Source organism: Marinimicrobium agarilyticum DSM 16975, from assembly GCF_000423345.1.
GTDB lineage: Bacteria > Pseudomonadota > Gammaproteobacteria > Pseudomonadales > Cellvibrionaceae > Marinimicrobium > Marinimicrobium agarilyticum.
In genome coordinates, this window is record NZ_KE384008.1 from 166,443 (window position 1) to 182,673 (window position 16,231).

The window sequence follows — 16,231 nt, forward strand, 5'->3', positions numbered from 1 at the left end:
GGTTTGAGAACCGGGGCAAGAGAGTCCGCCCCTATTCGATGTTATGAAGGAGAAGGCCATGTTTGAACTGCATCCGCGCCTGGCGGCTGATACGGTCCCCGTGGGCCGTTTTCCACTTTCACTGCTGTTGCTCAGTAAGGACGCCAACTATCCCTGGTGTATTCTTGTTCCCCAGCGGGACGACGTGTTCGAAATTCACCACCTCAGTGAAGAGGACCAGCAGCAATTGATGCGTGAATCCTGTCGGCTGGCCGAGGTGATGACGAGCGTGTTCGACGCCCACAAAATGAACGTTGCGGCGCTTGGAAACGTCGTCAGGCAATTGCATCTGCATCATATCGCCCGGTTTGAGAAGGATCCGGCGTGGCCGCAGCCCATCTGGGGGCAAAGGCCTGCAGTGTCGTATACGGAAGATCAGTTGAACGACCGGCTCGATCACTTGCGGGCAGCGCTGGTGGGAGAGGACTTCCAGACACTGAAGTAGCCTGTAAGCAGGTAGGGCTCGGGGAGAGAGGGGTGCTCCCGGGCCCCGTTGAGGCCCGGGAAGGATAAAGCGCTTACAGCGCCATTTCCTTGAGTTTCTTCAAGGGGCGAACCTTGATGGCGGTAGAGGCGGGCTTGGCTTTGAATACCGTCTCTTCGCCAGTGAAGGGGTTGATGCCCTTGCGAGCCTTGGTGGCGGGCTTCTTGACGGTCGTGATTTTCAGCAGGCCGGGCATGACAAACTCGCCACAGCCGCGTTTCTTCACGTGACCTTCGATAATTTCAGACAACTCGTCCAGCACCGACTGCACCTGCTTCTTGCTCAGCTCGGTGTTCTCGGCGATTTGGTTGAGAATCTGGGTCTTGTTGTAGCGCTCAGTAATCGCTTTCACTTTGCGAGCAGCCGGCTGCTTGGTGGCAGCTTTTTTGGCAGTTGCTTTCTTTGCAGTCGCCTTTTTGGCGGTAGCTTTGCGAGCAGCCATAGTGTGATCCTTATTGATTGTAGAATTGGTGATGTAAAGTCTGCTTATTAACCGTCTATCAAACCACGTGGCTTAAAGAGCCTGTGGAAATAGAGTAGCAAGCCACATCGGGTGCGGCTGGAGCTATATATAAAGGATAAAACCGATATCAGCAACCCAAAAAGCGGCTTTTTTCGCGCTATAGAGTCAGTTGTCGCAATTGTGGGTCGTCTTCGGCGGTCTCCCAGGCTCTGGCGAAGATTTCGCGCAGGGTTTTTACCTGGGCACCCGCTCGCCAGTCCCAGAAACCCCGGTAGGTATCGGGGTCATTTTGATACACCAGTTGTTCTCGGTCACCCAGTGCGAATGCCGCGGCTTTGGTTTCAATGTCAGTGGTGATCCGGCGAATGCCGGCCTTGCTGGGCAGGCGCTGACAGAGCCGGACCAGTCCATGACCCTGAGCGGCCAGGGGGCGGGTGTCCTGAACCAGAAACTGCAGTGTCGCTCTCCGGTGGGAGCGAGCCAATGCCGATAGAGTCTCAATCAGTTCCACACTGTCGTAAACCGTCGGGTCAAGGGTGGGGCTGAAGACCAGAAAGTCTCGCCGGCTGTGCCGGGCGGCCTCGATGAGCGCTTCCCGGAATGCTTCTGGTCCCTCCAGCAGGCGAAAGTGTTTTTGCGGGGGTGTCTCTGTCGTCATGGGGAGCCCAATGTAGTAATAAGTGCCTGTTACGGGCATGCGTTTATCATATAAGAAAAAACTTGTGCTAATGAAAAAAACGAGCTATAAATAGTCAATCCGACGAGCAGCCCGACCCGTGCGTGACATCGAATGTTCGGGGTCGTGTTCGTGCCGTTGACTATAAAGATAACAGATCATGGGTACTTATTTGGCTATCCTCACAGCTTGGACAAGGCAAAAGCGCCGGTGGAGCCCCTCCGTTGTTGCGCTGCTATCCCTATTCTGCTCCCTGCCCGCATGGACGGCTTCCGCACCGCATATCTGGTTTGATCGTCCCGCCCAGCAATGGGAAGGGGAGGTATTGCCCATCGGCAACGGGGCAATGGGCGCCGCCGTGCAGGGCGGTGTGGCTCAAGAGACCTTGCAGTACAACGAAAAAACCCTCTGGACCGGCGGTCCGGGGGCGGGAGACGCATACGACTACGGTATTCCCGATCAATCCTATACCGATCGTCTCGCCCGTGTGCGGAAGCTGTTGCGAGAAAAAGGTGCGCTTTCGCCCGAGACCGTGGTGAAAAGTCTCGGACGCAAGGCACAGCACTATGGTCACTATCAGAGCTTCGGTGCGCTGCAATTGAGCTATCCTGGCCTCGACGGGGCCGTAGAAGATTACCGCCGCCACCTCGATTTGCAGGATGGCATCGCCTCGGTGAGCTTTCGCAAGGATGGTGTCCAATACCGCAGAGAGTATTTCGTCAGTTATCCCGATCAGGTCATTGTGATGCGCCTGAGTGCGGACCACCCCGGTAAAATCAGTCTCCAGGCCGCTTTGAATGTGCCTGACAACCGCTCGGTCAAGCGCCAGTGGCGTGAGGCCGGTACCCGAGTGAGTGGTGCGCTTGAGGACAATCAGTTGGCTTACGCGGGGGAATTTCACATCGAGCACACCGGCGGCAAGCTTGTGCGCGCGGAAAAGAAGGGAAGCTGGACGGTTGAACAGGCTGACTCCGTTGTTATCCGGTTAAGTGCGGCGACCGGCTACGCCCTGCAATACCCTGATTACCAGGGCAAACCCCCAGCGCCCAAAGTCGGGGCCGTTATTGCTGCTGCGGTGGAGAAGAAATACGACGCACTGTTAACGCGTCACCGCGCCGATCATCGTGCTCTGTTTGAGCGGGTTGCTCTGGATCTGGGACAGTCTCCTTCGGACAAGACGACTCCGATGCTGTTGGCGGACTACCCTTCGAATAATACCCCGGCCGAAAACCGTCTGCTGGAGGCGCTTTATTTTCAGTTTGGGCGCTACCTGTTGATTGCGTCCTCGCGAGACGGCTCCTTGCCCGCCAACCTCCAGGGGGTATGGAACCATTCCAAGACGCCCCCCTGGAACGCGGATTATCACGTCAACATCAATTTGCAGATGAATTACTGGCCCGCTGAGGTCACCAATTTGTCTGAAACGACCGGGCCGCTGTTTGATTTTGTCGACGCGCTGGTCGAGCCCGGCCGGCGTTCAGCTGAGCAGTTCTACGGCGCCGATGGCTGGACGCTATTTCTCAATACCAATATTTGGGGGTTCGTCGGGGTAATCGACTGGCCCACGGCCTTCTGGCAGCCGGAAGCGGGAGCGTGGCTGGCCCAGCATTATTACGAACACTACCTGTTTAACCGCGACCGGGAGTTTCTGGAGAACCGGGCCTACCCGATCATGCAAGGCGCCACTGAGTTCTGGTTGGACGCTCTGGTGGCAGGCCCGGACGGCGAGGCGCTGTTGGTCTCGCCCAGTTATTCCCCTGAGCACGGTGATTTCACCGAAGGGGCCGCCATGTCCCAACAGCTGGTGTGGGACCTGCTGAACAATACCCGAGCCGCCGCCCTGGAACTCGATGAACGGGCCTATGCGAAGAAGCTGTCAGGCGTACTGGAGCGGTTGGATCCCGGCCTGAGAGTTGGAAGCTGGGGCCAATTGCAGGAATGGCGCGCGGACCTGGACGACCCGGAAAACACCCACCGCCATGTTTCGCATCTGTTTGCACTGCACCCGGGCCGCCAGATTACTGCCGAACAAGAGGCGCTGCTGGCAGCCGCCAAAACCACACTCAATGCCCGGGGCGACGGCGGTACGGGCTGGGCCCAGGCCTGGAAGGTCAACCTCTGGGCTCGCATGAAAGAGGGCAACAGGGCTCACAAGGTTTTGGCTGACCAGTTACAGGACAGCACCTTACCGAACCTGTGGGACACGCATCCTCCGTTCCAGATCGATGGAAACTTCGGGGCGACGGCGGGCATTGCCGAGATGTTGCTGCAGAGTCATGGTGAAACCATTCATCTTTTACCAGCATTGCCGGACGCATGGGCAACCGGTTCGGTTAGCGGGCTGAGGGCTCGAGGCGACGTTACCGTCAGCATGGCTTGGCAGGATGGGCAGTTGCAGTCGGCGGATTTCATCGTCGGCGTCGATGGACCGGTTCGGTTACGCTCGGACCTGTTTCGAGAAAATTTTCGTGTGCAGCACCTACCCACACGCAAGGTGGTGGTTGTTTCGGGTGAGGGTGCGGTTCGGCAATGGTCTGCTCAGGCCGGGCATCGCTATCGGGTAGAGCGAATTGTTCAATCCGATGAGTGAGCGGTCGTCGGCAATCGCTGAAGGTAGCCTCTGGAGTACCTGCGTGGTGATCGCCGCAAGGCGGCTCGCTACGGCAGGAGCGGGGGAGCATAAGGTAAAAATGATAAGCAACGATGATTAACAACAACTGGGCAAGTGGAGAATCTACGATGACAACAAAGAATAAGACACACGGTTTGACTCGTCGCTCGACGTTTCAAAAAGACAAATTGGCTCGAGCGGTTCAACACGGTTCGCAGCTATTGATTGCTGGGGCAATCGGTTGGCACAGCATCGGTTTTGCGCAAGACACCGCGCAAGAGCCTTCAATGGCTCTGGAAGAGATCGTTGTCTCGGGCCAGCGCAGCAGCATTCAATCGGCACAGATGATCAAACAAAGTGCCGACCAAATTGTTGACTCGATTGTGGCGGACGACATTGGCAAATTGCCGGACCGCTCCGTCACAGAAACGTTGCAACGCATTCCTGGCGTCACCATTGACCATTTCATGTCACTGGGGGATCCCGAGCATTTTTCCGCGGAAGGCAGCGGTGTCGCGGTGCGCGGCCTGACACAGGTGCGTAGTGAATTGAACGGCCGTGATAGCTTCACGGCCAATGGGGGGCGCAGTCTGAGCTTTGAAGATGTGCCTGCCGAACTGATGGCTGGTGTGGATGTTTATAAAAATCCGTCGGCCGACATGATTGAAGGCGGTCTGGGGGGAACGGTCAACCTGCGGACCCGTATGCCTTTTGACAGCGACGGCCAAGTGGTGGCGGCCACGGCCAGCGTGAACTATGGGGACTTTATTGAAGAGGCGGACCCCTCGGTTTCGGCGCTGTATAGTAATCGTTGGGATACATCGGCCGGGGAGTTTGGCGTATTGGTGGATATCGCCTTTTCCGAAATCTCGACCCGAACTGATGGTATTTTTAATCGTCCGTTTTTCCCGAGAGACGATTTACAGGGCTATGATGACACCACCATCCAGGTGCCTCGCGGCGCGGATTGGCGCTCTATGGACTTCAATCGCGAGCGACTGGGAACTTATCTGGCGACGCAGTGGCGTCCCAGCGATACTTCGGAATTCTACTTTCAGGCATTTCGCTCCGAGTACGATATGCAGTGGGATGAAGACGCCATTTTTGTCCAAAACGATGCCTATGCCACTCAGCCCGGTGAAGGACGGGAGTTTATTGTCGATAGTAATAATGTCTTTCTATCGGGTCGTTTAACCCAGCCGGGCGGCATCCCCTTTGGAGCCGATATCCGGGTGGCCAACCGAGAGTCGGTGACCAGTGACTTCTCCGGTGGTTACAAGTGGACGCCCGATGATCGGCTCGAGTTCAGCACCGATATCCAGTACACCAAAGCGACCACCGAAGGCCTGGACGCAACCATTGCTACCGGCATCAACTTGCCTTATATCGATATTGATCTCAGAGGCGAACGTCCGGTGGTACAGGCCGACAATGAGTATCTGGCTGATCCGGGCAACTACTATTGGGGCTTTACCATGCCCTTTATCGAAGACAATGAAGCGGAGCAGCTTGCTTGGCGCGCGGACGTTAAATACAACTTCAATGACGCTGACGCTGACGTTGTACGTTACGTAAAAGCCGGTGTCCGGGCGACGGATCGGGAAGCAACCAACATCAACAGTGGCTATCATTGGCAGGCGATCTATCAACCCTGGATGGCCTGGTGGAAATTGCCGAATGACCAGATGCCGCCAGTGGAAGACCCGAGCCAGATGTCGCTCAATACATTCGAGAACTTCTTCCGTGGAAAGGCACCCAGTCCGGGCGTGGTGTACGCCCCTGACATTTCGCTGATTGAGGGGTATCCGGAGAGTTTCGATCAGCTCCATGCGGATGCGAGCGAAAATTATATTTGTTGTGATGATTACACTCCGGCCACGATGGATGACCCAAGCCGTATCAACGAGCAAGAAGAGCAGACTTATGCTGCTTACTTCCTTTTGGGCTTTGGTTTCGACGATTGGGCATTGCCGGTTGACGGTAATATCGGGGTTCGCTTGGTGCAAACCGAGAGCGCTGCTTCCGGCATGATCCGCTATCCTGAGACCGTCGTTGTGGGTGAGGACGGCGAAACGGAAACTCGTCCCTGGTACCAGGACCCAGAGGATATTGTTGCGGAAAACTCCTATACCAATGTGCTGCCGAACCTGAACCTCAAGGTGGAACTGCGAGATGATTTGTTTTTGCGGTTTGCGGCTTCTAAGGCAATGGCGAGACCGGCTTATAGCGATATGCAGGCGTTTCAGACCCTGAGTGCGGACCGCCCGGAAGGAATTCCGGAGGACCAGTACGTGCCACCGGAGGACTTCCGGCTGACCTCGTCATCAGGCTCCAACCCGATGCTCGAGCCGATGGAAGCCACTCAATTTGATGTGTCGCTGGAGTGGTACTTTGACGACGCTGGTGGTATGGCCCACGTCAACGCGTTCAGTAAGGATATCGACGGGTTCATCCGCAACCAGACAATTCGGGAAGAGCATGGCGGTTGGGAATACACCGTAACCCGCCCGGTGAACATAGGCTCGGCCGAAATTCGTGGTATTGAACTAGGCTGGAGTCAGTTCTTCGACCAGTTGCCCGAACCTTTTGATGGTTTGGGCATGCAGGCGAACTACACCTACATTGACAGTAGTACCAAGGTGCCCCACGACGAAGGTTCCAGTCCGGTGGATACCGATGGCAGTGAGTACGGAAAGCTTCCGTTTGAAGGCCTGTCAGAGCATTCCTACAACTTGGTGGGTATGTATGAAAAAGGTCCCTTGTCCGTCCGTTTAGCGTATAACTGGCGCAGTGAATTTCTGATGTCGGTTGGCCCCAACGGCTTTAATGGAACTGATCGGGATATTACTTGGCGTTTGCCGGTGTATAACGACGATTATGGCCAGATGGACGGGTCAATTTTCTACGATATCACCGATATGCTGTCCGTGGGGCTGGAGGTGAATAATATTCTCAATTCGGAGACACGTACTATCATGAAGCAGAATGCGGCCGGTGATCATTATGCCTCATACTTCCTCAATGACACGCGTTATGCTCTGACACTCAGAGCCAACTTCTAGTTAGGGATCACAGTTGGCAGGGAAGCCGTTGATTACATTGACGCCGACACTTTGTGTCGGCGTTTTTTGTTGCAAGAGCTCGGTACGTGTATCGCTGTTTATGAGAATGAGGCCCAGATGGGGCAATGGTCCGAGGGGCGCTCCATGGCGCGAATATCGTAATCCACCCCTGCGTCGACGCAACGTTTTAGGAGAGGCTCTGTAGCCAGGATCAGGTCAATTCTCAGCCCCCGCTTTGGATCCCGCTCAAAGCCTTTGCTGCGGTAGTCAAACCAGCTGAAGGTGTTCTCCTCTTCGGGCTGATGATAGCGAAAAGTATCTTCAAGGCCCCACTCCAACACCTGTTCAAGCCACTCTCTCTCTTCCGGCAGAAAGCTGCATTTGCCTTCGCGAAGCCAGCGTTTTCGGTTCTGTTCGCCGATGCCGATATCCCGATCCGTATGGGAGACGTTCACATCTCCCATCAGAATTAATGGTTGTGTCGCATCGCAGTGGTTGTTCAGGTACGCCATCAAGTCAGCATAGAACTTTCGCTTGTTGGGGAACTTGGTTGGGTGATCCCGGTTCTCGCCCTGGGGGAAGTAGCCGTTGAGAACGGTAATTTCACCGCCCAGCGGTGAGTCAAAGACGCCGCCGATAAACCGCCGCTGAGATTCCTCCAGGTCGCCGGGAAAGCCTTTGATGACTTCTTTGAACGGCAGCCGAGAAAGTAGGGCGACGCCATAGTGGGTTTTCTGGCCGTAGAAAGCGACTTCATAACCTAGGTCTCTGATGGCCTGCTCGGGAAATTCTCCGTCGGTCACTTTGGTTTCCTGAAGGCCGATGAAGTCAGGCTGGTATTTGTCGATGACCGCCTGCAACTGGTGCAGGCGAGTACGAATACTGTTGACGTTGAAGGAGATCGCTTTCATGCAATGGCTTCCCGCTTGCGGAGATTTTGGTTAAAAAAATACCCCGGCGCGGCTCTCGGTTAAGGAGAGCGGCGGACCGGGGCTTGGAGTCCGTGGCTACCAGTTGGCGACGCGGTCCCGTTCCTTTTCGTTCATGGCTTCCAGCTGTTCGATGAAGTCGATCAGGATGAAGCCCGCTTCGTTCAGGAAGGGGTCTTTTTCCGGGTCAATTTCGCTGTGAGAGCGGGCGGAGAAGTTGACCAGGTCGTCTTCTTCGTCGCTATCTTTTTTGGCTGTATCGGAATCGTCGTCATTGGCCGCTTCGTCGGTAGCGCTTTCGTCCTCTGACCCGTTCTGTTCATCGTCGATTCCGTCGATGTCCTCATAGCTTTCGTACAAGGATAGGCCTTTGGCCTTGCGTCTCTGGTTCTCCAGCGCCAGCATTTGCGACTCCAATTTTTCCTGCTCGGCCCGCCGAGCCTTTTCGTTCAGAGACACTTCTTTTCTGTCGTCGTTGCGTGCCATCAATTCCATCTGTTCGCGGAGGTAGATGAAATCGGGGTTCTGCGCCACCCGCTTCTCGTGGGCAGGATTCAGCTGCGGCATCAGTGCGTCGATATCGAAGTACTGAGAATGCGGCACGGCGTGGATCTTATCCCAGGGCAGGGCGTTGTCATAAGCGCTTTCACCCACCTCGCTGGCATCAACGAGACTCGGCAGCTTCATATCGGGAATGACGCCCCGGTGCTGGGTGCTGTCGCCAGAGACCCGGTAAAATTTGGATTCGGTGAGCTTCAATTGCCCGGCGTCCACGGGCACCAGGGATTGCACTGAACCCTTGCCGAAGCTCTGGCTGCCGACAATGATGCCCCGTCCGTAATCCTGGATGGCACCCGCAAAAATCTCCGATGCGGAGGCACTCAGCCGGTCGATCAGAACGATCAACGGGCCGCGGTAGGCCGCCCGGGAGTGGGACTGGTAGTTGCGTGAAATCAGCTCGTTGGTTTGACGAATCTGCACGACCGGGCCCCGGTCTATAAACAGGTCCGTCAGGGTAGTGGCTTCCTGAAGAGAGCCGCCACCGTTGCCTCTAAGGTCCAGCACAATGCCGTCGACATTCTCTTTTTCCAACTGCTGAAGAATCTTGTGCACGTCGCGAGTGGTACTTTTGAAGTTCGGGTCACGCTTGCGGTACGCCTCAAAATCCATGTAGAACGTCGGGACATTGATCACGCCGATTTTATAACGTGCCTTGCCGCTGTTCAGATCAAATACTTCATGCTTGGCGGCTTGCTCTTCAAGCTTGACCTTGTCCCGCTTGATGGTGATGGTTTTGGTGGTGCTATCGGCAGGCGCTTTGGCCGGCAATACCTCCAGGCGAACAATCGTGCCTTTTTTGCCTCGAATCTGATCCACGACCTCATCCAGGCGCCAGCCGACGACGTCCGTCATTTCGCCTTCGTCTCCCTGACCGACTGCGATGATACGGTCTGCCGGGCGCAGGTCGCCCTGTTTATCTGCCGGCCCCGCCGGAACCAGACGCATGACCTTGGTGTATTCATCCTCAGTTTGCAGTACCGCGCCAATGCCTTCCAGTGACAGGGACATATTGATGTTGAAGTTCTCCAGCGTGCGCGGTGAGAGGTAGTTGGTGTGAGGGTCATAGAGGGTGGTGAGTGAGTTGATGATCACCTCGAAGGCGTCTTCACTCTGCTGCTGCCGAACCCGCCGGAGCTGGTTGCTATAGCGCTTTTGCAGTAACTCTTTGCTCTCTTTGAGCTCCTTTCCCGCCAGTTTGAGGTCCAGCAGGCCGGCTTTGACCCGCTTGTGCCAGAGTTCGTCGGCGGTTTTCTTGTCTTTCGGCCATTCGGCTTGTTCCCAATCGACCACCAGGGTTTCATCCTTGGTGAAGTCGTAGCTGATTTCTTCGCTGTTCAAGCGTTCGATTACGGACTCCAGCCGGGTCACCAGGCGCTGGCGGTAGACATCAAAGATGTGAAAGGCCTGCTCCAGGTTGCCCTTGGCCAGCCAGTTGTCGAACTCTTTGCGATGCTGGTTGAATCCGTCGATATCGGCCTGGAAGAAATAGCTTTTACTGGGGTCCAGAGTTTTCAGGTAATTATCCAGAAAGTCTGACGACAGGGCATCGTTGAGGGCCTTTTCGCGATAGTGGTGCTTGTCCAATTGTTGCACCACGCTGGCGGCGACGGCCTGGTGTTGATCACTGATCTCAAGCGGGTCGAGAGTGCTGGCCCAAAGCAGTGAGGAGGAGAGCAGTAGCGCGAGCAGGGTGGTGCTGTTGCGCAGGAACTTCGGAACGTTGAGCATAGATTTTCAATCCTGCATTGGCTTCATGCGTTGTCGGGCGCCCCTCTTAAGGGCCTGGTCGCGGGATGTTCGGGCGACTTTCTGCCTGAGTTTCATACTACTATAGCATCGGGTGATTCGCTACCGAGGGCTAAAGCTGGAAGTTTAGAAGGGTTAAGCTGGCGTAAAGTTCCGCGCGAGGCACTGTAAATGCAACGGGGGCCGCACCTCAGTGCGGCCCCCGTTTGCGCTGGGCGGTGAAGCCCGGGGTTAGCCGGGGTTAGCCGGGGTAGTCCCGCTTGGCGTAACCGGTGTACAGCTGGCGCGGACGGCCGATTTTGTAGGGTGCGCTGACCATTTCCTGCCAGTGAGCGTACCAGCCCACCGCGCGGCCGGTGGCGAAGATCACGGTAAAGACTTCCGTGGGGATGCCGATGGCTTTCATGATGATGCCTGAATAGAAGTCCACATTGGGGTAGAGCTTCTTCTGAACGAAGTAATCGTCCTCAAGGGCAATCTTCTCGAGACGCTTGGCGATGGCCAGCAGCGGGTCGTTTTCCAGACCCAGCTCAGACAGCACCTCGTCCGCCGCCTGCTTCATGACCTTGGCCCGTGGGTCGAAATTTTTGTAAACCCGGTGGCCGAAGCCCATCAAGCGGAAGGGGTCTTCTTTGTCTTTCGCTTTGGCGACGTAAGTGTCAATGTTGTCCACACTGCCAATTTCTTCCAGCATATTGAGCACGGCTTCGTTGGCACCGCCGTGAGCCGGCCCCCAGAGAGTGGCAATGCCCGCCGCGATGGCAGCAAAGGGGTTGGTGCCCGAGGAGCCTGACAGGCGCACAGTGGAGGTGGACGCATTCTGTTCGTGATCGGCGTGGAGCAGGAAAATGCGATCTATGGCCTTGGCCAGAACCTGGTTGACTTTGGGGGTCTGACCGGCGTTGCCGAAGGTCATGTTCAGGTAGTTTTCAGCGTAGTCCAGGTCGCTATTCGGGGCGACGAACTCTTCGCCGCGACGGTGTTTGTAAGCCATGGCTGCCAGGGCGGGCATTTGACCGATCAGGCGGTACCCAGTGACCCGACGGCTGTCTTCTTTGGTGATGTCGGTGTCGTCGTGGTAAACCGCGGCAAGAGCGTTTACAGCGCCGCCCAAAATGGCCATGGGGTGCGCGTCCTGGCGGAAGCCTTTGATGACATTGGCGACGGAATCGTCAACCTGGGAGTGCTCTTTCACCTGCTTGAAGAAGGCGGCTTTTTGTTGGTCGGTGGGGAGTTCGCCGTTCAGGAGGAGGTAACAGGTTTCAAGGTAGTCAGAGTGCTCGGCCAACTGCTCGATAGGGTAGCCGCGGTGCAGTAACACGCCCTTGGCACCATCAATGTAAGTGATTTTGGACTCGCAGGGCGCAGTGGACATAAAGCCCGGGTCGTACGTAAAAAAGCCCTTTTTCGTCAGACCGGAGACATCGATCACGTCGGGGCCGGCAGTGCTCGGGTAAACAGGCAGATCAATGGGCGCATCCAGGCCGTCGACCGTTAACCGTGCGTTTCTGTCAGTCATTACGGACTCCTGTGGTTTACAAACTTTTTAAGGCTTCCAGGAATGGCAGGATGGCCAGTCCGGGCTGAAATCGGGACGTCACTATAAGCCCCGGCGTGGGATTGTCAAACGGGCCCACGGGTTGATTGGGAGGCGGCATTATAGAGGAGAAGAGGCGGTTTCGGTAGGTTTGGGGCGACTGTGGCGCAAAAAATTGAGCGGTGCCATGAAATGGGGCGTATATATCATTTATATGCACCAGATCGGTTCGGTTATAAGCTTTTTTCATGGATATGAGCGGATTTTCGCAAGTGATCCGTCAGTGCAAGGAGAAGCGTACACCCACAATGAACAAAGTTTGACCGCCGAGTCAGTTTGTGGGTAGCCCTGCAGGGAAGGGTGCTTCAATGTGGGGCGAGCTGGCTCTGAAGTGCACGCCAATTGGGCGCTTTCGCGGTTTTCGGTGCCGGGTTTTCGTTTGTGTTTCACGGTTTGACTCTCTATAATACGCCGCGACTTGCAGGCAGTGGTTAGAGAGCCAATCGCCTTCATCAGGCCCGGCGATTTGAATGGTCGCCGAAGGGCTGAAATGGGGCGTAAAACCAAATCAACCTGGCGACTACACTGTGTGCTTTGGAGAGATGCGCGAAGCGCAATTTCGCTAACCTGCTCCCGTCGGGGAGCTAGAAGGTGACTATCAACCGTGAAAAACCAAAGACCTGTCAATCTCGATATCTCCACCATTAAGCTTCCTATCGCTGCCATTGTTTCCATTCTTCACCGTGTCTCCGGTGTTTTCCTCTTTGCAGGCGTGGCTGTGTTGTTATGGATGCTCGATGCCAGTCTGGCCTCGGAAGAGCAGTTTGTGGCCCTGCAGGAAACGCTGACCAACCCCGTTTGGCAAGTGATCATCTGGGCGGTGCTGGCCGCGCTTGCGTACCACCTGGTTGCCGGAGTGCGCCATATGCTGATGGACTGCGGTCTGGGTGAAAGCCTGAAAGGTGGACGCCTCGGCGCCATCGTGGTCGTCGTATTGTCCGTTGTACTGATTGTTCTGGCAGGAGTGTGGGTATGGTAACTGCGGTAACGAACCTGGGCCGGAGCGGCCTCTATGATTGGCTGATCCAGCGCGCAAGTGCCCTGGTGCTGACGGCCTACACGCTGTTTATTACAGCTTATATTCTGTTTACCCCCGATTTGACCTATGACCAATGGCAGGCGCTGTTCGGTCAACTGTGGATGCGCATCTTTACACTGCTGACGCTGCTGTCCATCGTGACCCACGCCTGGATCGGCCTCTGGTCGGTTCTGACCGACTACCTCACTGAGCGTTTGATGGGCTTCAAGGGCACCATCATGCGTTTGCTGGCTCAGGGGTTATTGGCCTTGGTCGCCGTGACATACACCCTTTGGGGTGTCGAAATTATCTGGGGGTTTTAAGCAATGCGCACGATTTCTTTTGACGGTATTGTCGTCGGCGGCGGCGGCGCGGGTATGCGCGCTGCCCTGCAACTGGCCAGCTCCGGTTACAAAACCGCGGTGATCACCAAAGTCTTTCCGACCCGCTCCCACACCGTATCCGCGCAGGGGGGGATCACCTGTGCCATCGCCAGCTCGGACCCCAATGACGATTGGCGCTGGCACATGTACGACACGGTTAAAGGCTCTGACTACATCGGTGATCAGGACGCGATCGAGTATATGTGCTCCGTGGGCCCGGAAGCGGTTTTTGAGCTCGAGCACATGGGGTTGCCTTTCTCCCGGACCGAAGAGGGACGGATTTACCAGCGGCCCTTTGGTGGACAGTCCAAAGACTACGGCCGTGGTGGCCAGGCGGCGCGTACCTGCGCCGCAGCGGACCGCACCGGTCACGCCCTGCTGCATACGTTGTACCAGGGCAATATCAAGAGCAACACGGTGTTCCTGAACGAATGGTATGCCGTGGATCTGGTGAAAAATGAGGATAACGCCGTCGTGGGCGTGATCGCCATCAATATTGAAGATGGCGAGGTCGTTTTTGTAAGCTCCAAGGCGACGGTATTGGCCACTGGCGGTGCCGGTCGCATTTACGCTTCCACCACTAACGCCCACATCAATACCGGCGACGGTATTGGCATGGCGCTGCGCGCCGGTTTCCCTGTGCAGGATATGGAAATGTGGCAGTTCCACCCCACCGGTATTCACGGTGCTGGCACGCTGGTGACCGAGGGTTGTCGGGGTGAAGGGGGTTACCTGATCAATAAGGACGGTGAACGCTTTATGGAGCGTTACGCCCCCAACGCCAAAGACCTGGCCGGCCGCGATGTGGTTGCTCGCTCGATGGTGATGGAAATTCTGGAAGGGCGCGGCTGCGGCCCTGACGGGGATCATGTGCTGTTGAAGCTGGATCACCTGGGCGAAGACGTGTTGGAAAGCCGTCTGCCCGGTATCTGCGAGCTGTCTCGCACCTTTGCTCACGTGGACCCGGTCAAAGAACCGATTCCGGTGGTGCCGACCTGTCACTACATGATGGGCGGTATTCCGACCAACGTGAATGGTCAGGCGTTGACGGTGGACGCCGACGGTAAGGATGTGCCGATTGACGGTCTGTTCGCCTGTGGTGAAGCGGCCTGCGTGTCGGTGCACGGCGCCAACCGCCTGGGTGGTAACTCGTTGCTGGATCTGGTGGTGTTTGGCCGCGCTGCCGGCAAGTATATCGAGAAAGTATTGCGTGAGGGCGCCGAACAGCTGGCGCCCCGGGATAGCGACATCGAGGCGGCCCTCGATCGCCTGAACCGCCTGAACCGCTCTACTGATGGGGAGAGCAGTGCAGTGCTGCGCAAGGAACTGCAGGATGTGATGCAGAACCACTTCGGCGTTTTCCGTAAAGGCGATTTCATGGCGGAGGGCATCAAGAAACTGGCGGCCCTGCGCGAGCGCATCGAAAATGTGTCCATTGACGACAAAAGCGATGCCTTCAATACGGCCCGTATTGAAGCTCTGGAGCTGCAGAACCTGCTGGAAGTCGCTGAGGCAACCGCTATTGCGGCCAATGAGCGCACCGAATCACGCGGTGCCCACGCCCGGGAAGACTATCAGGAGCGTGATGACAAAAACTGGCTGTGCCACTCCATGTACTACCCGGTTGACAAGCGAGTGGGCAAGCGGGTCGTCAATTTCGCTCCGCGCACCATGGACGCGTTCGAACCGAAAGCACGTGTTTACTAAGGGGTGTGAATTATGTTGAAAGTTGAAGTCTACCGTTATAACCCCGAGACCGATAAAGCGCCTTATATGAAGTCCTATGAAGTGGACACGCAAGGTAAGGACGTGATGGTGCTCGACGTACTGGGCATGATCAAGGAACAGGACGAGTCGCTGGCCTACCGGCGCTCTTGCCGCGAAGGGGTATGCGGCTCTGATGGTATGAACATCAATGGCGTCAACGGTCTGGCCTGTATCACGCCGCTGTCACAGGTGGTGAAGAAGAACAAGCTGGTTGTGCGTCCGCTGCCCGGTTTGCCCGTTATTCGGGACCTGGTTATCGATATGACTCAATTTTACGATCAGTACAAGAAAATTGAGCCCTATTTGCAAAATGATAGCCCCGCTCCGGCCATTGAGCGGTTACAATCTCCGGAGGATCGTGCCAAGCTGGACGGGCTCTACGAGTGCATTCTGTGTGCCTGCTGTTCCACCAACTGCCCGTCATTCTGGTGGAATCCGGACAAGTTCATTGGTCCGGCCGGTCTGCTGCAGGCCTACCGCTTCCTGGCGGATAGCCGGGATGAGGCGACGGAAAAGCGCTTGTCGAACCTGGATGACCCTTTCAGTGTTTTCCGCTGTCACGGTATCCAGAATTGTGTAGCGGTCTGCCCCAAGGGCCTGAACCCCACGCGGGCGATTGGCCATATTCGCACCATGCTGTTGCAGAGTGCGACCTGAAGGGGTGGCCTATTTAGCGGTCGACGTCATGTCGGCCGCTTTTATAAAGCGGCGGTCACTTTGTCGACTGCCCCGGAAGCTCCCAGGCGTGCTTCTGTATTAATGAGCGGCGCTCCCTGCCACAAGCGGAGAGCGTTATGGTAGCTAATGGCTAGAGACTAGCAGGGGGGAGTATCGGGTAACACCCGATCCGACCGTCGGCCAGGCCGGATTCCCGGCGGGTGGCGAACCCCATGAC

12 protein-coding genes are annotated in these 16,231 nt (G+C 56.3%); 7 read left to right on the forward strand and 5 right to left on the reverse strand.

The genetic code is table 11. The features are described from left to right. Positions 1-58: 58 nt before the first annotated feature. A complete protein-coding gene (locus G547_RS0116595) occupies positions 59-484 on the forward strand; it encodes an HIT domain-containing protein (RefSeq protein WP_036189223.1) in 426 nt (141 codons plus the stop codon). A gap of 73 nt (positions 485-557) precedes the next feature. Here G547_RS0116595 and G547_RS0116600 read toward each other — a convergent pair whose 3' ends face one another. Then, on the reverse strand, positions 558-965 hold the full coding sequence (locus G547_RS0116600; RefSeq protein ID WP_027330801.1) for an HU family DNA-binding protein: 408 nt from the start codon (positions 963-965) through the stop codon (positions 558-560). Positions 966-1,143: 178 nt separating this feature from the next. Then, positions 1,144-1,683 carry a DUF7931 domain-containing protein gene (locus tag G547_RS21950; RefSeq protein WP_051235650.1) on the reverse strand — a complete coding sequence of 180 codons (540 nt, stop codon included), beginning with the start codon at positions 1,681-1,683 and terminating at the stop codon, positions 1,144-1,146. Positions 1,684-1,822: 139 nt separating this feature from the next. On the opposite strand from G547_RS21950, the gene G547_RS21955 reads away from it, so the two are divergent. Continuing rightward, complete coding sequence (locus tag G547_RS21955) at positions 1,823-4,252, forward strand: glycoside hydrolase family 95 protein (protein WP_084646135.1); 2,430 nt, start codon at positions 1,823-1,825, stop codon at positions 4,250-4,252. 149 nt (positions 4,253-4,401) lie between these two features. Then, entirely contained in the window at positions 4,402-7,335 is a 2,934-nt protein-coding gene (locus tag G547_RS0116615; protein WP_027330802.1) for a TonB-dependent receptor, read from the forward strand. A gap of 98 nt (positions 7,336-7,433) precedes the next feature. Here G547_RS0116615 and xthA read toward each other — a convergent pair whose 3' ends face one another. The 3 genes from xthA to G547_RS0116630 all read right to left on the reverse strand — a co-directional run bounded on the left by xthA (position 7,434) and on the right by G547_RS0116630 (position 12,090). Beyond that, the gene (xthA, locus tag G547_RS0116620; RefSeq protein WP_027330803.1) at positions 7,434-8,246 is read right to left on the reverse strand and encodes an exodeoxyribonuclease III; all 813 of its coding nucleotides are present in this window, start codon (positions 8,244-8,246) and stop codon (positions 7,434-7,436) included. Between the two features lie 96 nt (positions 8,247-8,342). Further along, entirely contained in the window at positions 8,343-10,553 is a 2,211-nt protein-coding gene (locus tag G547_RS0116625) for a carboxy terminal-processing peptidase (protein WP_051235657.1), read from the reverse strand. A gap of 259 nt (positions 10,554-10,812) precedes the next feature. Next, a complete protein-coding gene (locus G547_RS0116630) occupies positions 10,813-12,090 on the reverse strand; it encodes a citrate synthase (protein ID WP_027330805.1) in 1,278 nt (425 codons plus the stop codon). 682 nt (positions 12,091-12,772) lie between these two features. On the opposite strand from G547_RS0116630, the gene sdhC reads away from it, so the two are divergent. Genes sdhC through G547_RS0116650 form a run of 4 tightly spaced genes read left to right on the forward strand, consistent with a single transcriptional unit; the run spans position 12,773 to position 15,993 of the window. Beyond that, positions 12,773-13,147, forward strand: a complete 375-nt coding sequence (sdhC, locus tag G547_RS0116635; protein ID WP_027330806.1) for a succinate dehydrogenase, cytochrome b556 subunit — start codon at positions 12,773-12,775, stop codon at positions 13,145-13,147. Continuing rightward, entirely contained in the window at positions 13,141-13,509 is a 369-nt protein-coding gene (sdhD, locus tag G547_RS0116640; RefSeq protein ID WP_027330807.1) for a succinate dehydrogenase, hydrophobic membrane anchor protein, read from the forward strand. Before sdhC ends, sdhD begins: the two co-directional genes overlap by 7 nt. A 3-nt stretch (positions 13,510-13,512) precedes the next feature. Continuing rightward, complete coding sequence (sdhA, locus tag G547_RS0116645; RefSeq protein ID WP_027330808.1) at positions 13,513-15,276, forward strand: succinate dehydrogenase flavoprotein subunit; 1,764 nt, start codon at positions 13,513-13,515, stop codon at positions 15,274-15,276. A gap of 12 nt (positions 15,277-15,288) precedes the next feature. Continuing rightward, positions 15,289-15,993 (forward strand): succinate dehydrogenase iron-sulfur subunit, encoded by a 705-nt coding sequence (locus G547_RS0116650; protein WP_027330809.1) that lies wholly within the window; start codon positions 15,289-15,291, stop codon positions 15,991-15,993. Positions 15,994-16,231 lie beyond the last annotated feature (238 nt).

Coding starts and splice junctions, on each gene's coding strand:
- G547_RS0116630 (WP_027330805.1), bottom strand. CDS start 12,090: ATGACTGACAGAAACGCACGGTTAACGGTCGACGGCCTGGATGCGCCC.
- G547_RS21950 (WP_051235650.1), bottom strand. CDS start 1,683: ATGCCCGTAACAGGCACTTATTACTACATTGGGCTCCCCATGACGACA.
- G547_RS0116625 (WP_051235657.1), bottom strand. CDS start 10,553: ATGCTCAACGTTCCGAAGTTCCTGCGCAACAGCACCACCCTGCTCGCG.
- sdhD (WP_027330807.1), top strand. CDS start 13,141: ATGGTAACTGCGGTAACGAACCTGGGCCGGAGCGGCCTCTATGATTGG.
- G547_RS0116650 (WP_027330809.1), top strand. CDS start 15,289: ATGTTGAAAGTTGAAGTCTACCGTTATAACCCCGAGACCGATAAAGCG.
- sdhA (WP_027330808.1), top strand. CDS start 13,513: ATGCGCACGATTTCTTTTGACGGTATTGTCGTCGGCGGCGGCGGCGCG.
- G547_RS21955 (WP_084646135.1), top strand. CDS start 1,823: ATGGGTACTTATTTGGCTATCCTCACAGCTTGGACAAGGCAAAAGCGC.
- G547_RS0116615 (WP_027330802.1), top strand. CDS start 4,402: ATGACAACAAAGAATAAGACACACGGTTTGACTCGTCGCTCGACGTTT.
- xthA (WP_027330803.1), bottom strand. CDS start 8,246: ATGAAAGCGATCTCCTTCAACGTCAACAGTATTCGTACTCGCCTGCAC.
- G547_RS0116595 (WP_036189223.1), top strand. CDS start 59: ATGTTTGAACTGCATCCGCGCCTGGCGGCTGATACGGTCCCCGTGGGC.
- G547_RS0116600 (WP_027330801.1), bottom strand. CDS start 965: ATGGCTGCTCGCAAAGCTACCGCCAAAAAGGCGACTGCAAAGAAAGCA.